The following is a 21,504-nucleotide window of genomic DNA, read 5'->3' on the forward strand; positions in this document are numbered from 1 at the left end:
TACCTCTTGAAGGAGACTAAGTTGCATGACTGCTACATCTCATCCCAACGAACCGGATAAACGGTCTTCCGGCAAGGTGATCGGCCGGGTCGTCTGGGTAAGCTTCAAAATATTGATTATCCCGGTACTATGCGTCGTGGCGCTGATCGTGGGACTTGCGATCGGGTACGGCGTTCTGGGGGATCGGCCGATGTCGGAAGTGTTCGATTCCAGCACATGGAAGCATATGTATGATCTCGTGTTCGCGGAGGGCGGCTAAGCTTGGCTGAGCCTGGCCTGCGCCTTGCAACCGGGACAACGACTCCCCGGCATTTCGCTCGGGGAGTTTTCATTTGTAGAGGTGAGCGTTATAATGATGGGGAACTTTAGACAAAGAGGAAACGGGAGGGAATCGGGATGTTGAACGTACCCAATATGTTGACGATGTCCCGGTTCGCTTTGATTCCCGTATTCATGCTTCTTTACTTGAACGATCAGTCGATCGCCGCCCTTATCGTCTTGCTGGCGGCCGGTTTGACTGATTTTTTGGATGGGTACATCGCCCGCCGAAGCGGTCAAGTGACGATTACCGGCAGTCTTCTCGACCCTCTCGCCGACAAATTGATGATGCTCTGCGTCGTGTTGGCCTTGTTGATCAAGAGCGTGCTCCCTCTCCTCGCGTTTATCGTTTTGGTATTCCGGGAGGCGGCGATGATCATTCTGACGGCCTACTTCTATTTCAAAGGACTGAAAACCGTTCCGGCGAACTTCTTCGGCAAAGCGACGACGGTGATCTATTATATCGCGATCACTTTGTTGTTCTTCGAGCTTTCGGGAGGCGTGGAAGTGCTATGGTTCGGAATCGCTCTGTCGTTCGTCGCGTCGTTCGTCTATTTGATGAAATTCAAGAGCCTGAATCGGGCAAGCTGAATAACAAAAGAGCCCGCCGCCGGCGGATCGATGCCGGCGGCACGCTCTCTTATATCAACCTTCGCGACTGCAGCTCGCCTCGGGGATATGCGTATTATGGACAGCCCCGGCTCGGCTTATGCGCGTTCGGCTACTTAAACTTCGCCGGTCGGAGACTGGCGCAATAAACGGAGGAACAATTATGTTAGATATTATCGAAATCCAAAAGTTAATCCCCCATCGTCCGCCGTTCTTGCTCGTGGATCGCATTCTGGAGCTCGAACCCGGCAAGCGCGCCGTAGGCATCAAAAACGTCACGATGAACGAGCCGCATTTCGTTGGCCACTTCCCGGGCTACCCGGTCATGCCGGGCGTGCTGATCGTCGAGGCGCTCGCGCAGGTCGGTTCCGTCGCCATGATGGCGCTGGAAGAAAACAAAGGCAAAATCGGCTTCTTCGCGGGCATCGACGAATTCCGCTTCCGCGGGCAAGTCAAGCCGGGAGACACGCTGACGCTCGAGCTTGAAGTGACGCGCCTGAAAGGGCCGATCGGCAAAGGCCGCGGCGTCGCCCGCGTCGGCGATACCGTCGTCGCCGAGGGAGAGCTCATGTTCGCGTTGCAGGATCCGAATAAAGGTTAATGGGAGAAGGGAGATCGATCGAATGGCAGCAGCGAATCCTCTTGAATTATACGAAGCTTGGTTAAGCGACCCTAACATCGACCGCACGACGAAGGAAGAATTGCAAAGCATCGCCGGACAAGAAGGAGAAATCGAGGATCGTTTCTATCGCGATCTCGAGTTCGGAACGGGCGGCTTGCGCGGCGTCATGGGCGCCGGAACGAATCGGATGAACCGCTACGTCATCGGCAAAGCGACTCAAGGCTTCGCGAACTTCCTGCTGACGAAATCCGAGAAGCCATCCGTCGTCATCGCCCACGATTCCCGCAACAATTCCGACGTTTTCTCTCTGGAGGCGGCTTGCGTGCTCGCGGCGAACGGCATCCGTACGTATTTGTTCCGTTCCCTTCGTCCGACGCCGCAGCTTTCGTTCGCGGTGCGCGACTTGAAGGCGACCGGGGGCATCGTCGTCACGGCGAGCCACAACCCTCCCGAATATAACGGCTACAAAGTATACGGATCCGACGGCGGTCAGCTCGTGCCGGACGATGCCGAGCAAGTCATCTCCTATATCCGGGACGTCGGGTCTTTCGATAACGTCCAAAGATTGACGCGCTCCGAAGCGGAGGCGCAAGGGCTACTCGTATGGCTCGGCGAAGCGGACGACGAAAGGTTCGCGGAAGTCGTCGCGGCCCAGAGCGTTCGTCCCGACGTGATCAAGAACGGCGCGGGAGCCGCGCTGGGCGTCGTGTTCACGCCGCTGCACGGCACGGGCAACTTGCCGGTACGGCGCGTATTGGAGCTGGCGGGCTTCTCGAACGTCAAGGTCGTTCCGGAGCAGGAGAAGCCGGACGACATGTTCCCGACGGTCAAGTCTCCGAATCCGGAGGAGCAGGAAGCGTTCGCCTTGGCGATCAAGCTCGCGAACGAGACCGGCGCCGATATTATCGTCGGCACGGATCCGGACGCGGACCGCATGGGCGCCGTCGTCAAGAACGACAAGGGCGAATTCGTCGTGCTGACGGGCAACCAATCGGGTGCGCTCATGATTCATTATTTGTTATCGAATTTGAAAGAACAGAACAAGCTGCCGGCGAACGGAGCGGTCGTCAAGACGATCGTCACGAGCGAGATGGGGGCGGATATCGCGGCTTCCTACGGCTGCGAAGTGTTCAGCACGCTGACCGGCTTCAAATATATCGGAGAGCTCATGTCGAAGTTCGAAGCGTCGGGCTCCCATGCGTATTTGTTCGGCTACGAGGAAAGCTACGGCTATCTGACCGGTTCTTACGCCCGGGATAAGGATGCCGTCGTCGCGGCGCTGCTCATCTGCGAAGCGGCCGCTTATTACAAAGCGCAAGGAAAGACTTTATATGAAGTGTTGCTGGAGCTTTACGCGCAATACGGCACATATCTCGAGAGATTGGAATCCCGCACGCTGAAAGGAAAGAACGGCGTCGAGCAGATCGGGGCGATCATGAGCGACTGGCGCTCGAATCCGCCGAAGGAAATCGCGGGCGTCAACGTAATGCGGGTTCTCGATTATTCCGAAGGGTTGGACGGCCTTCCGCGCGAGAACGTATTGAAGTTCATGCTGGCTGACGGCTCGTGGTTCTGCTTGCGCCCGTCGGGCACGGAACCGAAGATCAAAGTTTATTTCGCGGTACGCGGAACGGGTGTCGAAGAGGCGCAAGCTTCTCTCGGACAACTTGCCTCCGCCGTAATGGCACGGGTCGATTCTCTGGCTTAGTCAGATGGGATGAGGTTAAAGCGAAGGGTACTCGTTTAGGGGGAGCGAAATTCGAGATTGAACATCCGAGCAGGAAATAACCGTCCGATTGACCGTTATTATTAGGCAAATGACATCTTTGTGGACGGTTAAAGGTCAAATTGGCGGTTAAAGTCCAATTTTTCTTGTCCATAGGGATTTGAAGCGGTCATAACGGTCAAGATGACGCTTATGCCAGGGATAACGGGGGCACTCAACGGTCATAACGGTCTAAATGACGGTTATCGCGCTCATCGTTGCAACCGAAACGCCAACTTTCGATCCCCGCGAATCCGTAAGCGATTGCCACCAGACTTTTGAACTTCCCGTCAAACATGCGTTCAAAAGGCGTAGGCAAACCTACGTGAGTACCGGAAGTCCCGGCTGAATTCAAGATTCGACGTCGAAACAGCTTCTCGAATTTACTTCGTGATCAAAAGCGAGCTTTTTGAACTTCCTCTTCAAGTAAGTGTTCAAAAAGTTCGGTTTTCAGCACCGAGAAGGTTGAAAGAAGCTAGGGAATGAGGAACGGAGCGTAGGCAAACCTACGTGAGTACCGGAAGTCCCGGCTGAATTCAAGATTCGACGCCGAATCGGCTTCCCAAAAATCTTCGTGATCAAAACCGGACTTTTTGAACTTCCTCTAGAAAATGAAGGAGTGACCCGTTGTGCTTCAGTGGCTAAACAGATGGAACGCAAGATGCGCAAAATGGCTTTGGTGGGTCGTGCTGGTCGGCGTCGTCGCTGCGTTGCCCGTGATGTACGCGAGAATGCAGACGGAGACGTCCGCGGATAACGTCGAGATCGTCTTGGATTACCGGGACTTGCTGCAGGTCGGCAACATGCAACCGGAACCGCAGAGTTATGTTCGAGAGCAATTGAAGCAACTGAAAGCGGCCGGCGTCAACGGCATGGCCGTATTCGAAAGCACGCTCGAGGAGCTGGCGTGGGCGGGAGAAATCAACGTCTACAACGCGACTCAAGCCGCTTTATTGGAAGGGAAATTAACGCAGCCCGGCGATAACGGGACCTACCTCGTCTTTAACCGGCCGGAGAACGAAGCGACGCTCCGTCCGATCATCGAAAAAGCTTTCGCCCGCCATGGCGTCCAAGTTCAAAGCTGGACGGCGAAAGGCGAGAGCGGCTTGCGCGTTAATCTCGGCTACGACGACGCCATCATGCGGCCGATGCAACCGAATCCGATTGCGATGCGGATGCTGAAAGACGCGGGTTTCCAGATCGTGCCTAGATTGTCGGACCGTTTCGAGAAATTCGACGCGAACGAGACCGACGCTTGGCTTCAATCGTTCCAAGAGCTCGGCGTCAAGCGCGTGCTCTTCGACGGCGAAGCGGTAACCGGCTTCGGCGAAGGGAAGAAGTTCTACGACTTGCAGGCGTTCGCGGCTTCGCTCAAGAAGCGCGGCATCGGCATCGGCATTTTCGAGAATTTGAAGGTGCCGCAGTTCGGGATCGCCAAGCTGGCCAACTACATTGATTACAACGCGATTCGCGCGCATTCCGTCGGGGAAGCCGAGATGACCGTCATTAAGAAGAAGGTGCTCGATGACCGGCTCATTCTGGCCGTCAAGGACCGCGACATCCGACTGCTCTATTTGAACGCGGTATCCGTAAAAGACGCCGTCAAGGGCAAAGTATCGAATCCGCTGCAAAATATCGTCGACGTACTTCAAGGAGAAGAAGGGGAGAAAGGCGTCATCGCGAAGCTGCACGACTTCGGTTACGACGTCGGAGAGCCGAACGCGTTCGACGTGCATCATGCTTCCCAAGAGAAGCTGCTGCGCGGCTTGACGATGCTCGCGGCGATTACGCTGGTCGCGCTGACGATCGGCTTGTTCGCTCCGGCGCTGCTGTTGATCGCGCTCGTGCTCGGATGCATCGGGGGCGCGGGACTGTACGTCGTCGCTCCTACGCTCATGGTACAAGCCTTGGCGCTCGCGGCGGCCATCTGCGCGCCGACCGCGGCCGTCGTCCTTCTCGTGAAGAAGCTTCGTACGCTTCGGGAAAGCTCCGACGCGCCTATATCGGTATCGCGCCGCATCGGCGGAGCGTTGCTGCTATTCGCACGCACGACGGTCTTGTCGCTCGCGGGCATTCCGTTCATCGTGGCACTGCTGAACCATATTTCCTATAACCTCGTGCTGCAGCAATTCCGCGGCGTCGGGCTGCTCCATCTCGCGCCGATCGGACTCGTCGCCCTCTACGTGTTCCTGTACGGCGGAGGAAACACAGTCGTCGGCAACGCGAAGAGAATTCTGGCCATGCCGCTTACCGTTCTGTGGATCGTCTGCCTCGGCGTATTGGGCGCGGCGGGCATGTACTACTTAACCCGTACGGGCAATGCCGGACAAGTATCGGGACTCGAGATGCAATTCCGTTCGATACTGGAGAACACGTTCGGCGTTCGTCCGCGCACGAAGGAATTCCTGCTCGGCCATCCGGTGTTCTTCGCGGGCATCTTCCTGGCGCTGCGTTACCGCTGGGGTTCGGTGCTCATCATCGCCGGTACGATCGCGCAGCTGTCCATGGTGGACACGTTCGCGCACATCCACACGCCGCTGCTCATGTCGGTCATTCGTGTATTGCTAGGCCTTGGCATCGGCCTTGTGCTGGGCTTCGTCTTGATCGTCGCTTGGCAGATCGTCGAGAAGCTGTACGCGGTATGGCTGAAGCGGAGCCGGGCGGCAGCGTGAGGTCGCATTAAAAATAGTTAGGCTGAGTTCCGCGTGAAGGTTGCTTAGAAATAACGCAGTTGGAATATTTAACTGTAAAATGTGCAGGTAAGAAGATACAGGGTAAGGCCTTTGCATGAATTACATGCAAAAAGTGCACTAAATTTTACAGTTTCAACCGAAGCGGGATGAATCTGGTGAAATCAGTGTATATTTTACATCTATTTCACCAGATATCTGATTTTTAGCCGAAATAACTCATGTTTTACAGTTCATTGTCCGTCATTAAGCCACAACAGAGTGGAACTCAGCCAATAGTTAAGATGATATATTTTTCATCGCCTATCGAATCCCCTCCGTTGCCGGCCGGCGGCGCAGGGGATTCTGCGTGGTCTGGGGAGCGAACGGATATATGGGCGGCGTGTGCAGGACGGTTATTAGCGGTGGAAGCTCTACTCGTGTGCCGGAAGTGAATATGAGAAGTTTTTCTCTTGTAAGAATTGGCACTTTGGCGCATTCTATATGAAGATTCAGGGATTGGGGCGGTAGAACATCGGACAGCGAAAACAATCAGGTCGAATGAAGGACGGTCGCTTAACGTACCGGATCCTGCTCTCCGGCTATTACGGATTTCGAAACAGCGGCGACGAGGCGGTTCTTAAGAGTATTTTGACGGCGCTTGGGGAAGCGGCCGCCGAGGCCGGAGTGGCCGTCGAGCCGGTCGTGCTCTCCGGCGATCCCGAATGGACGAAGACCCAATACGGCGTCGAGGCGGTGCCTCGCATGAAGCTGGCGGAAGTGCGGAAGGCGCTGAAGGGGGCGGACGGCCTCATCAGCGGAGGCGGCAGCCTGCTGCAGGATGCGACCGGGCTCGGCTCCATTCCGTATTACTTAGGCATACTGGCGCTCGCTAGATGGGCGGGCAAGCCGACCTTCGTGTACGCGCAAGGCATCGGCCCGGTTCACCGGGCGATGTTTAAGCCGTTTATCGCCCGCGCGTTCCGCAAGGCAACGTACGCGTCCGTGCGCGACGAAGAATCCGCGTCGCTGCTGCGGAGCTATGGCGTCGATCCGGCGAAGGTGGAAGTCGTGCCGGATCCGGTGATGGGCCTGCCGTTGCCGGGGGGATTGGAAGGCGGCGAGGGCGAGAAGGCGCTTGGTGGTAACGCAGGAGGCGGAATCCCGAGGGATGCGCCGTCTGCGGAGGGCGAGGCTGGGAAGGACGCGACGCCGACCGGCGGTCATGCCGGAGGCGAAGCCCGGAAGGACCCGCTACCGACGGTAGGCGTGTCCGTCAGGTTCTGGCGCGCCGACCGCGCGGACATGGACCGCGCGGCAGACGCGCTGGAAGCGCTGGCCAGACGCCGCGAGGGCGGCGTGAGGCTGCGCTTCCTGCCGTTCCATCGCGGGGCGGACGAGGACGCGTCCCGCTACGTGATGGAACGGCTCGTGCGCTCCGGGGCTCCGGCGGAGCTGGAGCTGGCCCCGGCGCACGATGACCCGCAGCACATGCTGCGGGAGGTGGGCCGATGCGAATTGCTCATCGGCATGCGGCTACATTCGCTTATCTATGCGGCGAATCGTAACGTTCCGCTACTTGGGATCTCGTACGATCCCAAGATCAACCAATTCCTGCACCGTCTCGGACAGACGGCGATCGGCTCGACCGAGGCTCTCGACCCATCAGCCGCGGCCCGCAGGGCGTCCGACATCCTCGACGATCCGGCGCGTTGGCTGCAACAATGCGGTCCCGCGATCGAACGTTTGAAGCAGGAAGCGACGAAACCCGCGCAACAAATTATCCATTTCATTCGTAATAACTAACGTGCGAAAGGGAGCAACTCGACCGCCGACCGCCGAACGTTTCCTGAACGAAAGGGATAACGTAAGGAACTTTTGGCGCTCAATCGCCTCATCAATCGCCCGAACCTGGAGTGTGACACAGCGTGAACGCAACGCCGAAGCCTTTTCCGACGGTATCCTTATACGGAGTTCCTTTCTCCACGATGAACATGAAACAAACGGTCGACTACTTAACCCGCGCGATCGAGGAGCGCAAGTCCCATCGCGTCGTGACCGGCAATCCTATCATGCTGATGGTCGGGCTCGAGAATCCCTCGTTCCATCGCACGCTAGCGACGGCCGATCTCGTCGTTCCGGACGGCGCCGGCGTCGTCTGGGCGGCTCGCCGAGTGAAGCGCCCCGTGCAAGAGCGCGTCGCGGGTTTCGATCTCATGCACGAGCTGCTTGCGCAAGGCGATAAGCGGGGGTGGAGCGCCTATTTGCTCGGTGCGTCCCCGGAAATCATCGAGGCGGCCCATGAGAAGCTCGCGGCAAAGTATCCGGGAGTCCGCTTCGTAGGGCGCAGGGATGGTTATTTTACCGAAAGCGAAGATTCCCAAATCGTATCCACAATCCAAGAGGCGAAGCCGGACCTGTTGTTCGTCGCCCGCGCCACGATGAATCAGGAGCCGTGGATTGAGAAGTACCAATCCGAGCTCGGTGTACCCGTCGTCATGGGCGTAGGGGGCAGCTTCGACGTCGTCGCGGGCAAGCTCAAACGCGCTCCGGCGATTTTCCGAAAATTGGGCATGGAGTGGTTTTACAGGTTGCTGCAGCAGCCGAGCCGGTTCAAGAGAATGTTGGTACTGCCCCAATTCGCGATTAAAGTGATTAAAGACGGAGATAAAGTCCTGAAACCTAACAATCCATCGTGAAAACTTTCGTGAAAATGACCGAAATCATGAAAAACGGCTGAAAACGACCGAAACTTCACCTTGTTCATCCGCTTCCGACGGGAGTATAATTCATTCCGGTATACAAAAAGGGGAGTTGTGAAACGTGTCAGGTTGGATGCTTGCACTTATTTTTATCGCATTCGCGGCTACGTTGGGGTTAGCGCTTGTCCTAACGCCGCTGGTCAAGAAACTGGCGGTACGCATCGGCGCGATCGACGTACCGAACCAGCGTAAAGTCCATACCCGCATCATGCCCCGTCTCGGCGGCGTTGCGATCTACGGCTCGTTCGTTATCGGATTATTGCTCGTTCTGCCTTTTGTTCCCGAGGGAACATTAAGCTCAAATAACCGCGATTTGATCTACAGCTTGCTCATCGGCGGTACGATCATCGTCCTTCTCGGCGCGCTGGACGACAAGTTCGACCTGTCCGCCAAGCTGAAGCTGCTCGTGCAGATCGGCGCCGCGTGCGTCGTCGTCTTCGGCTTCGACGTCAAGATCGACCTGCTCAACATTCCATTCGGTTCGTCCATGCAGCCGCTCGGCGAGTGGCTCAGCATTCCGCTCACGATCTTCTGGATCGTCGGCGTCACGAACGCGATTAACTTGATCGACGGTTTGGACGGGCTGGCCGCCGGCGTATCCGGCATTGCCGTCGGCACGATCATGGTCATGGCGATCATCATGGGTAACACGCCGGTCATCATGATCTCGGCGATCTTGCTCGGCAGCATCGTCGGCTTCCTCTTCTTTAACTTCCATCCCGCGAAAATCTTCATGGGAGACTCAGGCTCGCTGTTCCTCGGCTTCGCGCTTGCGACGCTGTCCATGCTCGGGTTTAAGCAAATTACGATCGTCTCCTTCGTAACGCCGCTGCTTATTATCGGCGTGCCGTTATCCGATACATTCTTCGCCATCGTTCGCCGCTGGAGAAGCAAGAAACCGATCTTCGCGCCGGACAAAGGCCACTTGCACCATTGCCTGCAGCAGCTCGGCTTCAGCCACCGCAAGACGGTGCTGATCATCTACGGCATCGCGGCGTTCTTCGGCGCCTGCGCCGTCATCCAGTCCGCCGTCTCCAATTCCGGCCTCGGCAACTGGATCACGTTCATCGTTATCTGCGCGCTCGTGTTCCTTCTTCAGATCGGCGCGGAACTCATCGGCATCGTCGACCAGACGCGCCGTCCGGTGCTCGACCTGCTCGCCAGACTTCGCATGAAGCCTCAGACTCACTCGCGGGGCAAATAATTTTTTTCTTGATCAAAATGCTATGACATCGACCCGATTGCCGCTCCTCCTCCCAAGGCGGACAAGCATTCGGGTCTTTTTTTCGCGTTCGCGTCTAAACATTTCCACCCGCAAGCCCGATAACAATGGTACGGAACTTTTGCGGTTTTTTGACGTCTAATGGGATAAGCTGCCGAATTAGGCGAATACCGCCAAGAGGAGGAACGCGATCGGAACCCGTACCAACGCTGATCTACGCTATACCATCATTTCGTTCATGGAGAGCAACTACGGCTCTAGTTATACATAAGGAGGATTTTACGTGAGAAAACTATTATCCATGCTGCTCGTAATCGCCCTTGTCGTAACATTGGCGCCGGCCGGACTGATCCAACAAGCGAAAGCAGCCAACTCGGCAACATATTTTATCCCGGACATTACCGGCATTCGCGACACCGCTTTATTGACGATCGACGTACCCGGACCAACCCCGACGGGCACGATGCTTTCACGCGCTAACGCTTATACGACGAACAATGGAAACTTGACCTTAAAAGGTACCTACTCCTACATATCGTCGTCTACGATGAGCGTAAAGATCGAACAATTGAATTTACAGACGAACAATACGTGGCAACCGGACGCTACTCATTTCACGACCGGCGCGATTCAAGAAGATTCGGGTTCAAGCAACCGCTTTACGGCGAGCAATCTAACGTTGTTCAGCGGGATGAACAGAATTACGCTTACAGGAATGCAAGGATCGACGCAACGATCCGATGTCTTTTACGTTCTTTATGACCAAGTTCCGTACCTCCAGAGCTTGAAAGTCATTTCCGGATCCACGCAGATCGATTTGAACGAAGGAGCCCGGGCAGTCGTTCCGACGAAAAATATCACTCTGCAAGGCGTGGCCAAGAACGCGAATAAAGCAACTGTCAGCGTAAACGGAGGAACCGCCGTTATCGCTTCGGTGCTGGAAGACGGCACGTTCTTTTCTCCGGCGCTGACGTTGAACGCGGGTCTGAATACGTTGAAGATAATGATTACGAACGGTTCGAACACGATCAATATTACTCGAGAGATTTATTATTTCGATCAGAACAACCCCTACACAGACGTGAAGTTACAGTTCCCACTGTCCGGAACTCCGCCTGAATATCAGTTGGCAGGTCAAGTTCCACAGGTTACTTCCGGTACAAGCGCGCTAGGTCAGACGGCCAACCTTAAAGTAACGATGCTCGTTCCGTATAATTCCAATCCATTCGGCGGCCCATCTTCCGTTACTAACGCAACTTATGCGATCAATGGCAGCGGCAGTTCGCCAATCGGTAGCGCTCAAGTTTCCTCGGAGATCATTATCCCAGGTAGCGACGGAATCACGCCGCAATATAAACTCGTCACGTTTACGTTGCCTTCGCCGTTCACGCTCAAGGACGATACGGTAACGGTGAACAAGGACCAGTTCGTTGCTTTATCCGTTACGTACGGGTCGTTCACTTCTACCTTTAACGGCAGCTTCAAATTCCTGCCGGGCGAAACCGTTATTACGAACATGTGGTATTTGCCGGGGTACGACGGTACATCCAACGTAAGCACTGCCTCCAAGGAACCGCTCAAGGGCGCTGAGGTCAGCGATTCTACCTTCTATATTATGGTGGACGCAGATCGAACGGTGGATGCGGCTAATCCGTTAAAGGGGACATATCTGCCCCTAAGCACGACTTCGCTTGCATTAACCTTGTTAAGTCCGGCCGGAACGACCGGTAATCAGAAAGTATATAAGGTCGACAACTTTGCCAACGGACAACAGAAAATCCAGTTCAAAGTCGGAACTTCAACGTCCACTTACGTTGCGGATATCTCTTATGTCCAGAAGTCCTACATTTACGTGGCCAATCTATACGACGGTCAAACTTATAATTTCGATTCGCGAATCACGAATAGCCTCACTCTGAACGGCCAATACATGGGCTTCAAGAACTTGAGCGGCGTTCAACTCTTCATTAACGGGATTGCGCAATCAACTTTCTCGGCAACTACGGCATCTCCGAGCTTTACGATGACGCTTAACATTGGCGGCGTGGGTCCGCTCGTCTTCGGCGAGAACAGGTTGCTGTTGAAGGGCGTAGAGACGAACGCGAGCACGGGCATTAGCCAGGAGATCATTAAAGAAATCAAAATTTACGTCATCGATACGAACGTCTCTACGATCGCGAATTTTATGCCGACGTTAAGCTCCTTGACGCGCATCGCGTTTAACCAAGACGCGGTATCGAGTTATTCGCCGGTGCAGATGGGAAATATCTTCAACGTTTCACCGGAATTCCTGTTCATGACGGACAAGTACGTGACGAGCCAAACGAAATACGATCTCGTCATTCGTGGCGGCGGCGCATCAATTCTCAACTTGAAGCTTGGGAGCAACACCATCTTTACCAAGGCAATCGGCGTAACGAACTCTCATATCGAATCGGGTACTTATACGGATGTTACAACGGGAATAAGTTATATCTATGATTTCGCCGGCAACCAAACCGACTTTATCTTGCGAATTCGCGATTTGACATTTGAGGCCCCAGGCTCGCATGTTTATAATTTGGAGCTCATTAATGGAACCGGAGCGCGTACCAACCAAATTCTTGAAGTGACTCGAGAAGTATCTCCGTTCCGCATCCTGTCTCCTCAACCTACGGTCGGAGACCAGATTATCGTGAACAAGAACTTCGTTCGCTTCGATATCGAAGCGGAGGGAGCGACAGAAGTAATCATCAATGGCGAGCAAGCGACTAAACGCGTGGATCTCAATAACCGTTTCACGTATGACTATGTCGGATTGAAGCCGGATAAATTAACGGCGATTCCGATTCAAATCAAACGCGCGGATACTACGTTGAAGAATACGGTCCAAGTGTATTACACAAGCACCGTGCAAGTAGATAGCCAGTTCATGCAGAAGTTGAGTAACAAGTTCGACATATTCAACAAGAATCTTAGCTTGACGTTCCCTAAGGGGACTGTGCTGAAATCGGCTTCCCCTAATACGACCGGAATCACTAAGCTCTATAAGGATACGCAAGTACTGTTCGGCATTGCTGATCCGGCAGATGGCGTCGTAGAGCGCAAGAATGATTACGGTAATATCATCAACGTTAATAACGATGGAAGAACGTATCAAGGGGCGAGCCCGATCCTGATTCCGGATTATCTCGTCATTCGCTATGGCAACAATACGAACACGGCGAACTTCACGAGGATTTCTCCGACGTACTGGATCAGCGGCGGCGTAGGGGAGCTTGGCAATAAAGGCGATATCGGGTACAAGCCGGCTACCAATGGATTAGCGCCATACTCCGTCGAAGGCCGGTTTACGGAGTATGAACTCGAGCGCAAGGTGATTCCGTCCAATCGCGGCGAACTCACGCTGAAGTATGATACGAACGTCGTAGACGAGATCGGATACACGGTCACCGTGTTCCGTTATACAGACAATGGCAATTGGGAGAACATCGGCGGAGAAGTCGATACGAAGAAACATACGATTCAAGTGCCGTTCGACGATTTCGGCTATTACATGGTCGTTAAATTGAGAAAAGGCTTCTCCGATATTACGAATCATTCTTGGGCGCGCAATATTCTGAATGCCTTGTATTCCAAAGGCATTATGAACAACGTACGCTTCGACGAGTTCGGCGCGAACGACATGACGACGCGCGGCGAGTTCGCGACGCTGCTGGTCAAAGGTTTGAACATTCCTTTGAACTTCGATGGCAACCAAACCTATTTCGATATTACACCCGGAACGAAGACAACGACCTGGGATTACGAACACATCGAGACGGCTGCCAGAGCGGGTATCATCACCGGCTTGGACGAAGGATTCTTCGGAGCAGGCATTCCGATCTCGCGCCAAGACGCCGCGGTCATGATCGCGAGGGCGCTTAAGATCAAGATGTCGGTTAACGATTCGAAGCTCGAAGGAAAATTGGCGAAGTCGTTCGTCGATTCCGGATCGATTGGTTACTACGCGCGGCCGGCTGTTGAAGCTGTAGGCAAGGCCAAGATCATGTCCGGTTCCCCAATTACGCTTCCCGGACAGGAGAAGCAGGTCTTCAACTTCAATCCGAAGGGCAATATGACGCGAGCGGAAGCCGGTAAGATCACCGTCGCGCTTCTGATGAAGAGCACAAGCCTTTTCCCTAAAAGCTTGAGCTAACGAGGTCCTCAGAGAGAATGGTGAGCCCCACCAAGGCGCGCCGTTCTCTCTTTCATTGGTTCTGTAGGAAATGATTTACCAATGACGAAAGTCCTAGGAAAAGCTATACTAAGGAAGCAAAAAGCCCTTACATATGGACGTCAGATGAATAGTCGGTCGAATGTCTAAAAAAAGATAAAGCTTTTTGTTTTCTCCCGCAACTTTTCTTCGTCCCATGCGTTTAACATGGTGTACCAAACGAGAGGGTCTTCGGAACTAAGCTCGTTGATACTCTATGAAAATCTTCTTTACGCTAAGCTAGCGACTCATGTATAATGGGGAAAGTGGCATATTTTACCCTGCCATCTTTGCGTTCGATTGCGAATCTATTCTACTGTTTACGAGTTTCTGCGACATGATCTACCTTAAATAGGCATGCCGACAGACATCAATTATAGACAATGCTCTACTCAAGGAAGGGGGTGAAACACCGATGAGAGATTCGAGCTATAATTCTTCCACACAAACAAAACAGATATTTTCTCGAGGAGGAGAAAAAAAGGTTATGAAGAAAAGTTTATCCCTTATCCTTGCTTTGGCCTTGGTGTTCGGCCTTTTCGCTAACATGGCGGCTGCTGCCGACGCTCCAGCTGCTCCAACGACTGCTGAGAAATACAAAGCACTCGTTGACGCAGGTCTTTTGAAAGGCACGACGGACGGCGACCCACACATCGCTAACAACCTGACTCGTGCAGAATTCGCAACGATCGCTGCTGCGGTTGCAGGTCTTCCTGCAGTGACTGCTGGTCAAACGTTCTCGGACGTTAAAGCTGGCCAATGGTACTTCGGTGCAATCGAAGCTGCTGCAAGAGCTGGTTTGGTAAACGGTACTGGCCTTGGCAAGTTCACGCCAAAAGCTAACGTAACGGTTGAACAAATCGTTAAAGTTGCCGTTCTGCTGGCTGGTTTGAAACCAACTGCTGATACGGCAGTGGCTGGCGCTTCCGGTTGGGCTGCTGGTTACATCAAAGCTGCTATCGCTGCTGGCTTGATCTCTGAGCAAGCTAGCTACACTGGCGCTGCAACTCGCGGTCAAGCGATCGACATCGCTTACTCTGTAGTAACGATCAAATCTGTTCCGACGCTGAAAGACGTTAAAGCTACTCTTGGCACTGACGACACTGCTGCTGTAACAGGAACTGTAGTTGGTAAAGCTGACAGCGTGAAAGTTGCTGTTGACGCTGTCGCTGAAGTTTCCGCTACACTGAAAGACGACAAAACTTTCACTTACACAACTGCTAAATTGGCAGCTGGCGAGCACACTATCAAAGTGACTGCTTACGACGGTGCTAAGAAATCTGCAGTAACTGAGTTGAAAGTAACTGTTGAGAAGTTCACTGTAACAGGTGCTACTGTCCTTAACGGTAAACAAATCAAAGTTCAATTCAACAAAGCAGTTCAAGAAGGCGTAGCTAGTGGTGGACACAACTATCAAGTTTCGGCAGTTGTTGATTACTACCGCCTGAAATTGAACAGCGTTGAAACTGCTCCGACTCGTGTTGCTTTGTCTGATGACAAAACAGCAGTTACATTGACGTTTGGTCCAACGGGATATGCGTCACTAAAAGATACCTATGCACAATTGACAGTTAAGACTGGTTTGAAATCGGCTTCCGGCATTGCTTTGACTGAGTACAAACAACCGATCTTCTTGGCTGACGGCGTAGCTCCAACAGCTACAGTTGTATATGAAGCTCCGGTTATCAAAGTTAAGTTCTCCGAGCCGATTGATGTTCTGGGTTCTGTATCCGTTGATGGCGTAACTTACACAACATACACTACAACTACTGACGCTGAGGGTGATGTTACTGAGCTTCAAATCACGGCTAGCGAAGGTAACCATCGCGTTGACTTGATCAGTTACAAAGACATCTTCGGTAACACGCTGACGGACTTCAACGCTACTGTAACGGTAGTTAAAGATTCCACTGCTCCAACGGTTGCTAGCATTTCTTCCGAGAACAGTAAAATCCGCGTTAAATTCAGCGAAAACCTGATGACTGATGCAGGCCGTCGCTTCGGTCTCTCCATTAACGGTGTAGTTTACAGCGTTACTGCAACAGAGAAAACGAACGACAGCGATGCTGAATACCTCTATGATGCATCTGCAATTGTTCCATCTGGAACTAGCTTCGTGAACTACTCCGTTAAAGTTGTTGCAGGCTACAAAGATCTTTCCGGTAACGCTGGCTCCGAATCCTCGGCTTCCACGTTGTTGCTGAAAAAAGACGTTGATGCTCCTGCTCTTGACGGCGCAGTTGTCCTGAAAGATCGCATCATCTATGTGAAATACAACGAAGCAGTAATCATTAACACCGCTCCTGGTGCTGTCACTGTGAAGTTTACTTCCACTGACAATGTTGTACTGACTGAATCTGCTACTGTTGTTACGTCTGTTGGTTATGATTCCGATAATGACGGCAACACTACTGATTCTGGCGAAAATCAATACCTTGCTCTGCAAGTTGATACTAGCGAAGCTAACCTGCTTAGCGGCGGGAAATTCAAAGCTGGTAAATTCGTAGTTACAATTCCTGCGAGCACAGTTCGTGACTCCGCTGGTAACATTCAAGCTTCCGCTAAAGACGCATCTTTCACTGCTGGAACTTCTGATACGACTGGCGAATCTATTGACTTCACAGTTGTAGCAAGCGGCGGAACTTTGACTTTCACTTTCGACGAAGAACTTACTAACGATGCTTTGAATGTTAACAACTACACGATCAATGGTACAGCTCTTCCAGCTGCTACTAACCTGTACTTCTCCGGTACTAAGTTCGTAGTTAAAGCTGAGCTTCCATCCGGCACGATCTTCGCATCGGGTTTCCGTACGGTAGCTGTTAAGAACATCGTAGGTAAAGACGGTAACCGTCTAACACAAGCTTCTAAAGATGGATATCCGCTTAACCTGCTTGAAAACGTTAAGCCAGCTGTAGCTTCCGGTACAATCGTATCTGCTACACAGCTTAAAGTAGCATTCAGCGAACAAATTGTTGTTAGTACTGTAACAGGCGTTGAAGTTTGGATCAATGGCAGCAAGTCTGACGCTACATTCACTTTCTCCGCTGACGGTTCCGATAACAAAGGTCTTATCATCACTGCTCCTGCTAACACATTCGCTCTTGACAAAACAATCGTTGTCAAGTTGGTTGGTGCTGCTGGAATCGTTGATGTAAACAGCAACGGCGCTGCTGACGGCGAAGTTACTGCGAAATAATTATCACTACTAAGAAAGAGACTCCAGCTTTTGCTGGGGTCTCTTTTTCTTCTCTAATGTCGTCAAGTTTTACTCTGGAATGATATAATGAAATACATACATATTAACAGAGAAGAAAAGGAGCCGAGACAATGCAGCCTCATGTGTCGGCAAGCCAAATGCGGGCTACTAATGAACTGAATTCATTAGAGCAGTTGGCAGCTAACAGAACTCGATCGAAACTCAACCTTCAAGCCATTCAGTTTGCGCTAGGGGGAATTGAATATCTCACTTACTTAATAACCTTTGCGATATTATTCGTGATGAGAGTATTGCCAGATTATCCTGAGATTTCGACAACGAGCGTAACGCAATGGTTCAATCAAATACCAATAATTAGCGATTATTGCATTTATCTTCTGTTGTTCTTAGGTCTTTATTTATTACTGACTTACCAGAAACAGTTCTATAGCATTAGACAGGAAAGAAGTCTTACAGATGAATTTATTATAATTGTTAAATTAATATCACTTAGCTTTCTGATTGCAATCGGCATAACTTTCTTAATGAAAAATACAATGGTTTATTCTAGAGCAGTACTCCTCTTTTTCTTTAGTACAACGATATTTCAGGCAATGGCCTATAGATATATTCGTAAATGGACTTTTTATCAACTAAAGAAATACGGGAAATTGAAGCAAAATGTGTTGATTGTTGGAGCTGGACGAGTGGGCATGCAGTTTCAAAAACTTTTTATGAAATCGGAGACGCACGGATATCATTTTGTCGGATTTCTTGATGATCAAAAGTTAAATGAACGGGTCATGGGTACCGTAGATGATCTTGAGAAAGTAGTTCGTGAACAGCACGTAGATATTCTGTACATTACCATTCCTTCAGAAAGAAAAAAGCTAGATCCACTCATACAGAGAATTTATAAATATCAGATTGATATTCGAATTATTCCTGAACTATATGATCGTATGACCTCTGTATACGAGTATCGGCAAGATTATGATTATCCATGTCTACAGATCGTGAAAACTCCACTAAGGGGCTTAAATCTAGTTATAAAGCGCTGTATGGATATTATAATATCTCTGCTAGGTATAATGATTCTGAGCCCACTATGGGCGCTTGTAGCGGTCGCAATTAAGTTATCATCCAGCGGTCCCGTTTTTTATAATCAGAAGCGCCTCGGGAAAAATGGAGTCCCTTTCGTTATCTATAAATTTCGCTCCATGGTTACGGATGCAGATCAAAAACTTGAGGTATTAAATGATCATAATGATATGACAGGACCGGCCTTCAAGATGAAAGATGATCCAAGAGTCACTAAGGTTGGAGCATTTATAAGAAAATACTCCATTGATGAATTCCCTCAATTGCTGAATGTGATAAAAGGCGAAATGAGCTTGATTGGACCTCGACCACCTCTTCCAGATGAAGTAAAGCAATATTCAGACCATCAATGGAGACGAATGGATGTTCGTCCGGGTATGACTGGATTATGGCAAGTCAGTGGACGTAGTGATTTAACCTTCGACGAGTGGATTAACCTGGATATTCAATATATTGAACGTTGGAGTATTGCTCTTGAATTTAAAATATTGTTGAAAACGATCCCTGTAGTTGTTAAAGGTAGCGGAGCGTACTAAGGAGGATATACGTAGTTGGCATCTAATCAGACAAAGAAACTAACTAAAGACTCTGTGACAGCATGGGGATGGGCGACACTAATACTGCTTGGGGTTTTCATGTTTCTTACTCCATTTCAATTTGGATTCTTTAATGGAGTAGGACTTCATAAACTAGGACAATATATGTTCGAAAAACCATTACTATATGGACTATTGCTTGGCATACCGGCTTTTATCCTGGCGTCGCTGGCATTTATCAAGAAAGGCAATTTTGAACAGCGTCATCTAATTGCAATAATTGGAATGGCTATACCATTAGTTTATTTCTTGAGTTCATTTTCTGCAAAGTCAGCGTATCTATCCAAGATCGGGTTATACAATAACTTACTCATCTATTCATTTTTTCTACTTGGAATCTTTTTATCCGATCAGAGAAAAGTTCTTCGGTACATGACGAATCTATTTCTATCTTTTGGTTATACGATGGTTATATTCGGTTTTACCTATTTGCTAGGCAATATATATCGCATGGATGCTTTACTTTATTCAGATGGCGTTCGTCTTGCCTCATTCTTCACTTATCCCAACGGGTACGCGGCCTTTCTTATCACGCTACTCCTTGGTAACCTTCATCATCTTATTAAATCCACTAAACGATATGAAGTAATGATACATGGTTTTATGCTAGTTCCAATCATAATATCTTTGCTACTTACATTATCACGCGGCGCTATTATAATGATGCCAATAATTGCTTTGGTTACATTATTATTATTCAATACGCGTAGGCAACTCATGATGCTAATGTACGTCTGTGGAGCTTTATTGTTCTCACTGTTAATTGTTTCAGACCTGACTTCACGTGCAACGGTGGTCTACGAACGTTATCAGCAGCAAATAGCCTCCAGGCAAGCGATAGAAACAGTGCGTCTAATCTCCAGCTCGTCCATCGGTGGTTGGTTGCGTATTGTCTTCATTTCTCTGTTAATGGCGGGTTTTGTATATTTGATTCATAAATATGTACAATCTGTCATTGACCGCAAAATGTCTAAGTGGATGAGTAGTAGAAGATCAAGGTTAGCAATTCCCTTAATATTTACTATCGTTGGAGTAATAGGTGTTGTTATTCTATCGAGTGGTGTGCTCTCGTCTGTACTGCCTTCTGGAACGTTAGGAAGGTTAGCGAATATCAATTTTAATACTCACAGCGTTCTTGAACGTTTTGAATTCTATAAAATCGCAATCGAAATGTGGAAGGAGTCACCTGTACTCGGTGGCGGAGGCGGAGCTTGGGAGGCTCTCTATGACCAATATCAGTCTTACCCTTTTGTTAGCGCTCAAACCCACAGCTATTTTATTCAAATTCTGGTTGAGACAGGTGTCATTGGTGTTGCCATTTTTGCTCTATTCATTTTATATATCATTGTTAAATATATGATTCAGTACTTTCGAGATTTGAAATCAGAAAATGAGGATCATGTATTTTTCTTTCTAATTGCCATCAGCATATTGCTGCACAGCCTAATAGATTTTGAAATGAGTTATGGTTACTTTTCTGCTCTCGTATTTTTGTGCCTCGGAATAGTATCTGGAAATTTAAGGAAACCTTTGTTTGAAGGCCGCCCACTGACTTTTATCACAAATATGAGGCGAGGAATATCGATTGTATGGTTTGCATTATCAATTGTGCTGATAATTACTATAAGCAATCTATTCTATGCGAACAATCAATATACAGAAAGCATAAGGCGTGCGCAAGAAAAACAGTCTTTAGATGCCATCTTAGAACCGCTAGTGTCCGGCTTAAAACGTGTATCGGGTCATCCATTTTTGCTTGAACGTATAGCTGGATATCAATTGCAAGCCTATGAACAAACGAAAGACCAACAGTACATTCAAACTGCGCAAATGTATTTTGACAAATTAGCAGCAACAGAACCGCACTTTAGTAATTTAGTAAAAGGTAGATATTCTCTTGCCTTACAACAGGGTGACAAGGAACGAGGAATTGAAGTTCTAGAAGAGGCTATCACGCGATATCCATATGAACTATCGTTCTATGAACAAGTCATAATAGATCGTTATGATTTGTGGAATAGTGCTAACAATGATGGTGTCGTAGCCAAGAGTGAAGATCAGGCGCAACGAATATTTGCGTGGTATGAAGAAGTAAAGAGTAGGGTTGCCAAGTTGAATGAGTTACCAGAAGCGATAGTTTATATTCGGCCATTCGAGATAACTTCGCAGATGAGGCTGATAGTTGGGCAAATAAATTTTACAAATGGTAAATATGAGAACGCAGCAATAACTTTGAAAGATGGTATAAAGGATATTATAGAAACTAATGAAGATAAGGTTCTCGTAAGATTATATCTAGCTTCGTTAAGAAAGATGGGAAAGGATGATTTGCCGCTATTCCAACGTCTAATAGAAACAGATCCGCAGGAAGAGTATGAAGTCATAAATCTGCTTAACGATTAGAGAA

The 21,504-nt window shown here is 50.2% G+C and carries 12 protein-coding genes; all 12 read left to right on the plus strand.

The features are described 5' to 3' along the window. Nucleotides 1-25 precede the first annotated feature (25 nt). On the plus strand, nucleotides 26-259 hold the full coding sequence (locus tag ACFPPD_RS13010; RefSeq protein ID WP_209745201.1) for a DNA-directed RNA polymerase subunit beta: 234 nt from the start codon (nucleotides 26-28) through the stop codon (nucleotides 257-259). 137 nt (nucleotides 260-396) lie between these two features. Then, on the plus strand, nucleotides 397-909 hold the full coding sequence (gene pgsA, locus ACFPPD_RS13015; RefSeq protein WP_378082426.1) for a CDP-diacylglycerol--glycerol-3-phosphate 3-phosphatidyltransferase: 513 nt from the start codon (nucleotides 397-399) through the stop codon (nucleotides 907-909). A gap of 181 nt (nucleotides 910-1,090) precedes the next feature. After that, nucleotides 1,091-1,528, plus strand: a complete 438-nt coding sequence (gene fabZ / locus ACFPPD_RS13020) for a 3-hydroxyacyl-ACP dehydratase FabZ (RefSeq protein ID WP_209745204.1) — start codon at nucleotides 1,091-1,093, stop codon at nucleotides 1,526-1,528. A gap of 22 nt (nucleotides 1,529-1,550) precedes the next feature. Then, entirely contained in the window at nucleotides 1,551-3,257 is a 1,707-nt protein-coding gene (locus ACFPPD_RS13025) for a phospho-sugar mutase (RefSeq protein WP_209745207.1), read from the plus strand. A gap of 686 nt (nucleotides 3,258-3,943) precedes the next feature. After that, nucleotides 3,944-5,986: a DUF5693 family protein gene (locus ACFPPD_RS13030; protein WP_209745210.1), complete on the plus strand. Its 2,043-nt coding sequence runs from the start codon at nucleotides 3,944-3,946 to the stop codon at nucleotides 5,984-5,986. Nucleotides 5,987-6,544: 558 nt separating this feature from the next. Next, a complete protein-coding gene (gene csaB, locus ACFPPD_RS13035) occupies nucleotides 6,545-7,789 on the plus strand; it encodes a polysaccharide pyruvyl transferase CsaB (protein ID WP_209745213.1) in 1,245 nt (414 codons plus the stop codon). 182 nt (nucleotides 7,790-7,971) lie between these two features. After that, nucleotides 7,972-8,682 (plus strand): WecB/TagA/CpsF family glycosyltransferase, encoded by a 711-nt coding sequence (locus tag ACFPPD_RS13040; protein ID WP_209745216.1) that lies wholly within the window; start codon nucleotides 7,972-7,974, stop codon nucleotides 8,680-8,682. A 136-nt stretch (nucleotides 8,683-8,818) separates the two neighbouring features. Next, complete coding sequence (locus ACFPPD_RS13045) at nucleotides 8,819-9,949, plus strand: glycosyltransferase family 4 protein (RefSeq protein ID WP_209745597.1); 1,131 nt, start codon at nucleotides 8,819-8,821, stop codon at nucleotides 9,947-9,949. 301 nt (nucleotides 9,950-10,250) lie between these two features. Beyond that, a complete protein-coding gene (locus ACFPPD_RS13050) occupies nucleotides 10,251-14,144 on the plus strand; it encodes an S-layer homology domain-containing protein (RefSeq protein WP_209745219.1) in 3,894 nt (1,297 codons plus the stop codon). Between the two features lie 472 nt (nucleotides 14,145-14,616). Next, complete coding sequence (locus ACFPPD_RS13055; RefSeq protein ID WP_209745222.1) at nucleotides 14,617-17,400, plus strand: S-layer homology domain-containing protein; 2,784 nt, start codon at nucleotides 14,617-14,619, stop codon at nucleotides 17,398-17,400. Between the two features lie 131 nt (nucleotides 17,401-17,531). Beyond that, complete coding sequence (locus ACFPPD_RS13060; protein ID WP_209745225.1) at nucleotides 17,532-19,037, plus strand: sugar transferase; 1,506 nt, start codon at nucleotides 17,532-17,534, stop codon at nucleotides 19,035-19,037. Nucleotides 19,038-19,052: 15 nt separating this feature from the next. Next, complete coding sequence (locus ACFPPD_RS13065; protein WP_209745228.1) at nucleotides 19,053-21,500, plus strand: PglL family O-oligosaccharyltransferase; 2,448 nt, start codon at nucleotides 19,053-19,055, stop codon at nucleotides 21,498-21,500. Nucleotides 21,501-21,504 lie beyond the last annotated feature (4 nt).

It is taken from the genome of Cohnella suwonensis, from assembly GCF_042655365.1.
Classification (GTDB): Bacteria; Bacillota; Bacilli; order Paenibacillales; family Paenibacillaceae; genus Cohnella; species Cohnella suwonensis.

What these genes read in the sequence shown, in the direction of transcription:
- ACFPPD_RS13010 (WP_209745201.1), top strand. Translation starts at nt 26, where the DNA reads ATGACTGCTACATCTCATCCCAACGAACCGGATAAACGGTCTTCCGGC.
- pgsA (WP_378082426.1), top strand. Translation starts at nt 397, where the DNA reads ATGTTGAACGTACCCAATATGTTGACGATGTCCCGGTTCGCTTTGATT.
- fabZ (WP_209745204.1), top strand. Translation starts at nt 1,091, where the DNA reads ATGTTAGATATTATCGAAATCCAAAAGTTAATCCCCCATCGTCCGCCG.
- ACFPPD_RS13025 (WP_209745207.1), top strand. Translation starts at nt 1,551, where the DNA reads ATGGCAGCAGCGAATCCTCTTGAATTATACGAAGCTTGGTTAAGCGAC.
- csaB (WP_209745213.1), top strand. Translation starts at nt 6,545, where the DNA reads ATGAAGGACGGTCGCTTAACGTACCGGATCCTGCTCTCCGGCTATTAC.
- ACFPPD_RS13040 (WP_209745216.1), top strand. Translation starts at nt 7,972, where the DNA reads ATGAACATGAAACAAACGGTCGACTACTTAACCCGCGCGATCGAGGAG.
- ACFPPD_RS13045 (WP_209745597.1), top strand. Translation starts at nt 8,819, where the DNA reads ATGCTTGCACTTATTTTTATCGCATTCGCGGCTACGTTGGGGTTAGCG.
- ACFPPD_RS13055 (WP_209745222.1), top strand. Translation starts at nt 14,617, where the DNA reads ATGAGAGATTCGAGCTATAATTCTTCCACACAAACAAAACAGATATTT.
- ACFPPD_RS13060 (WP_209745225.1), top strand. Translation starts at nt 17,532, where the DNA reads ATGCAGCCTCATGTGTCGGCAAGCCAAATGCGGGCTACTAATGAACTG.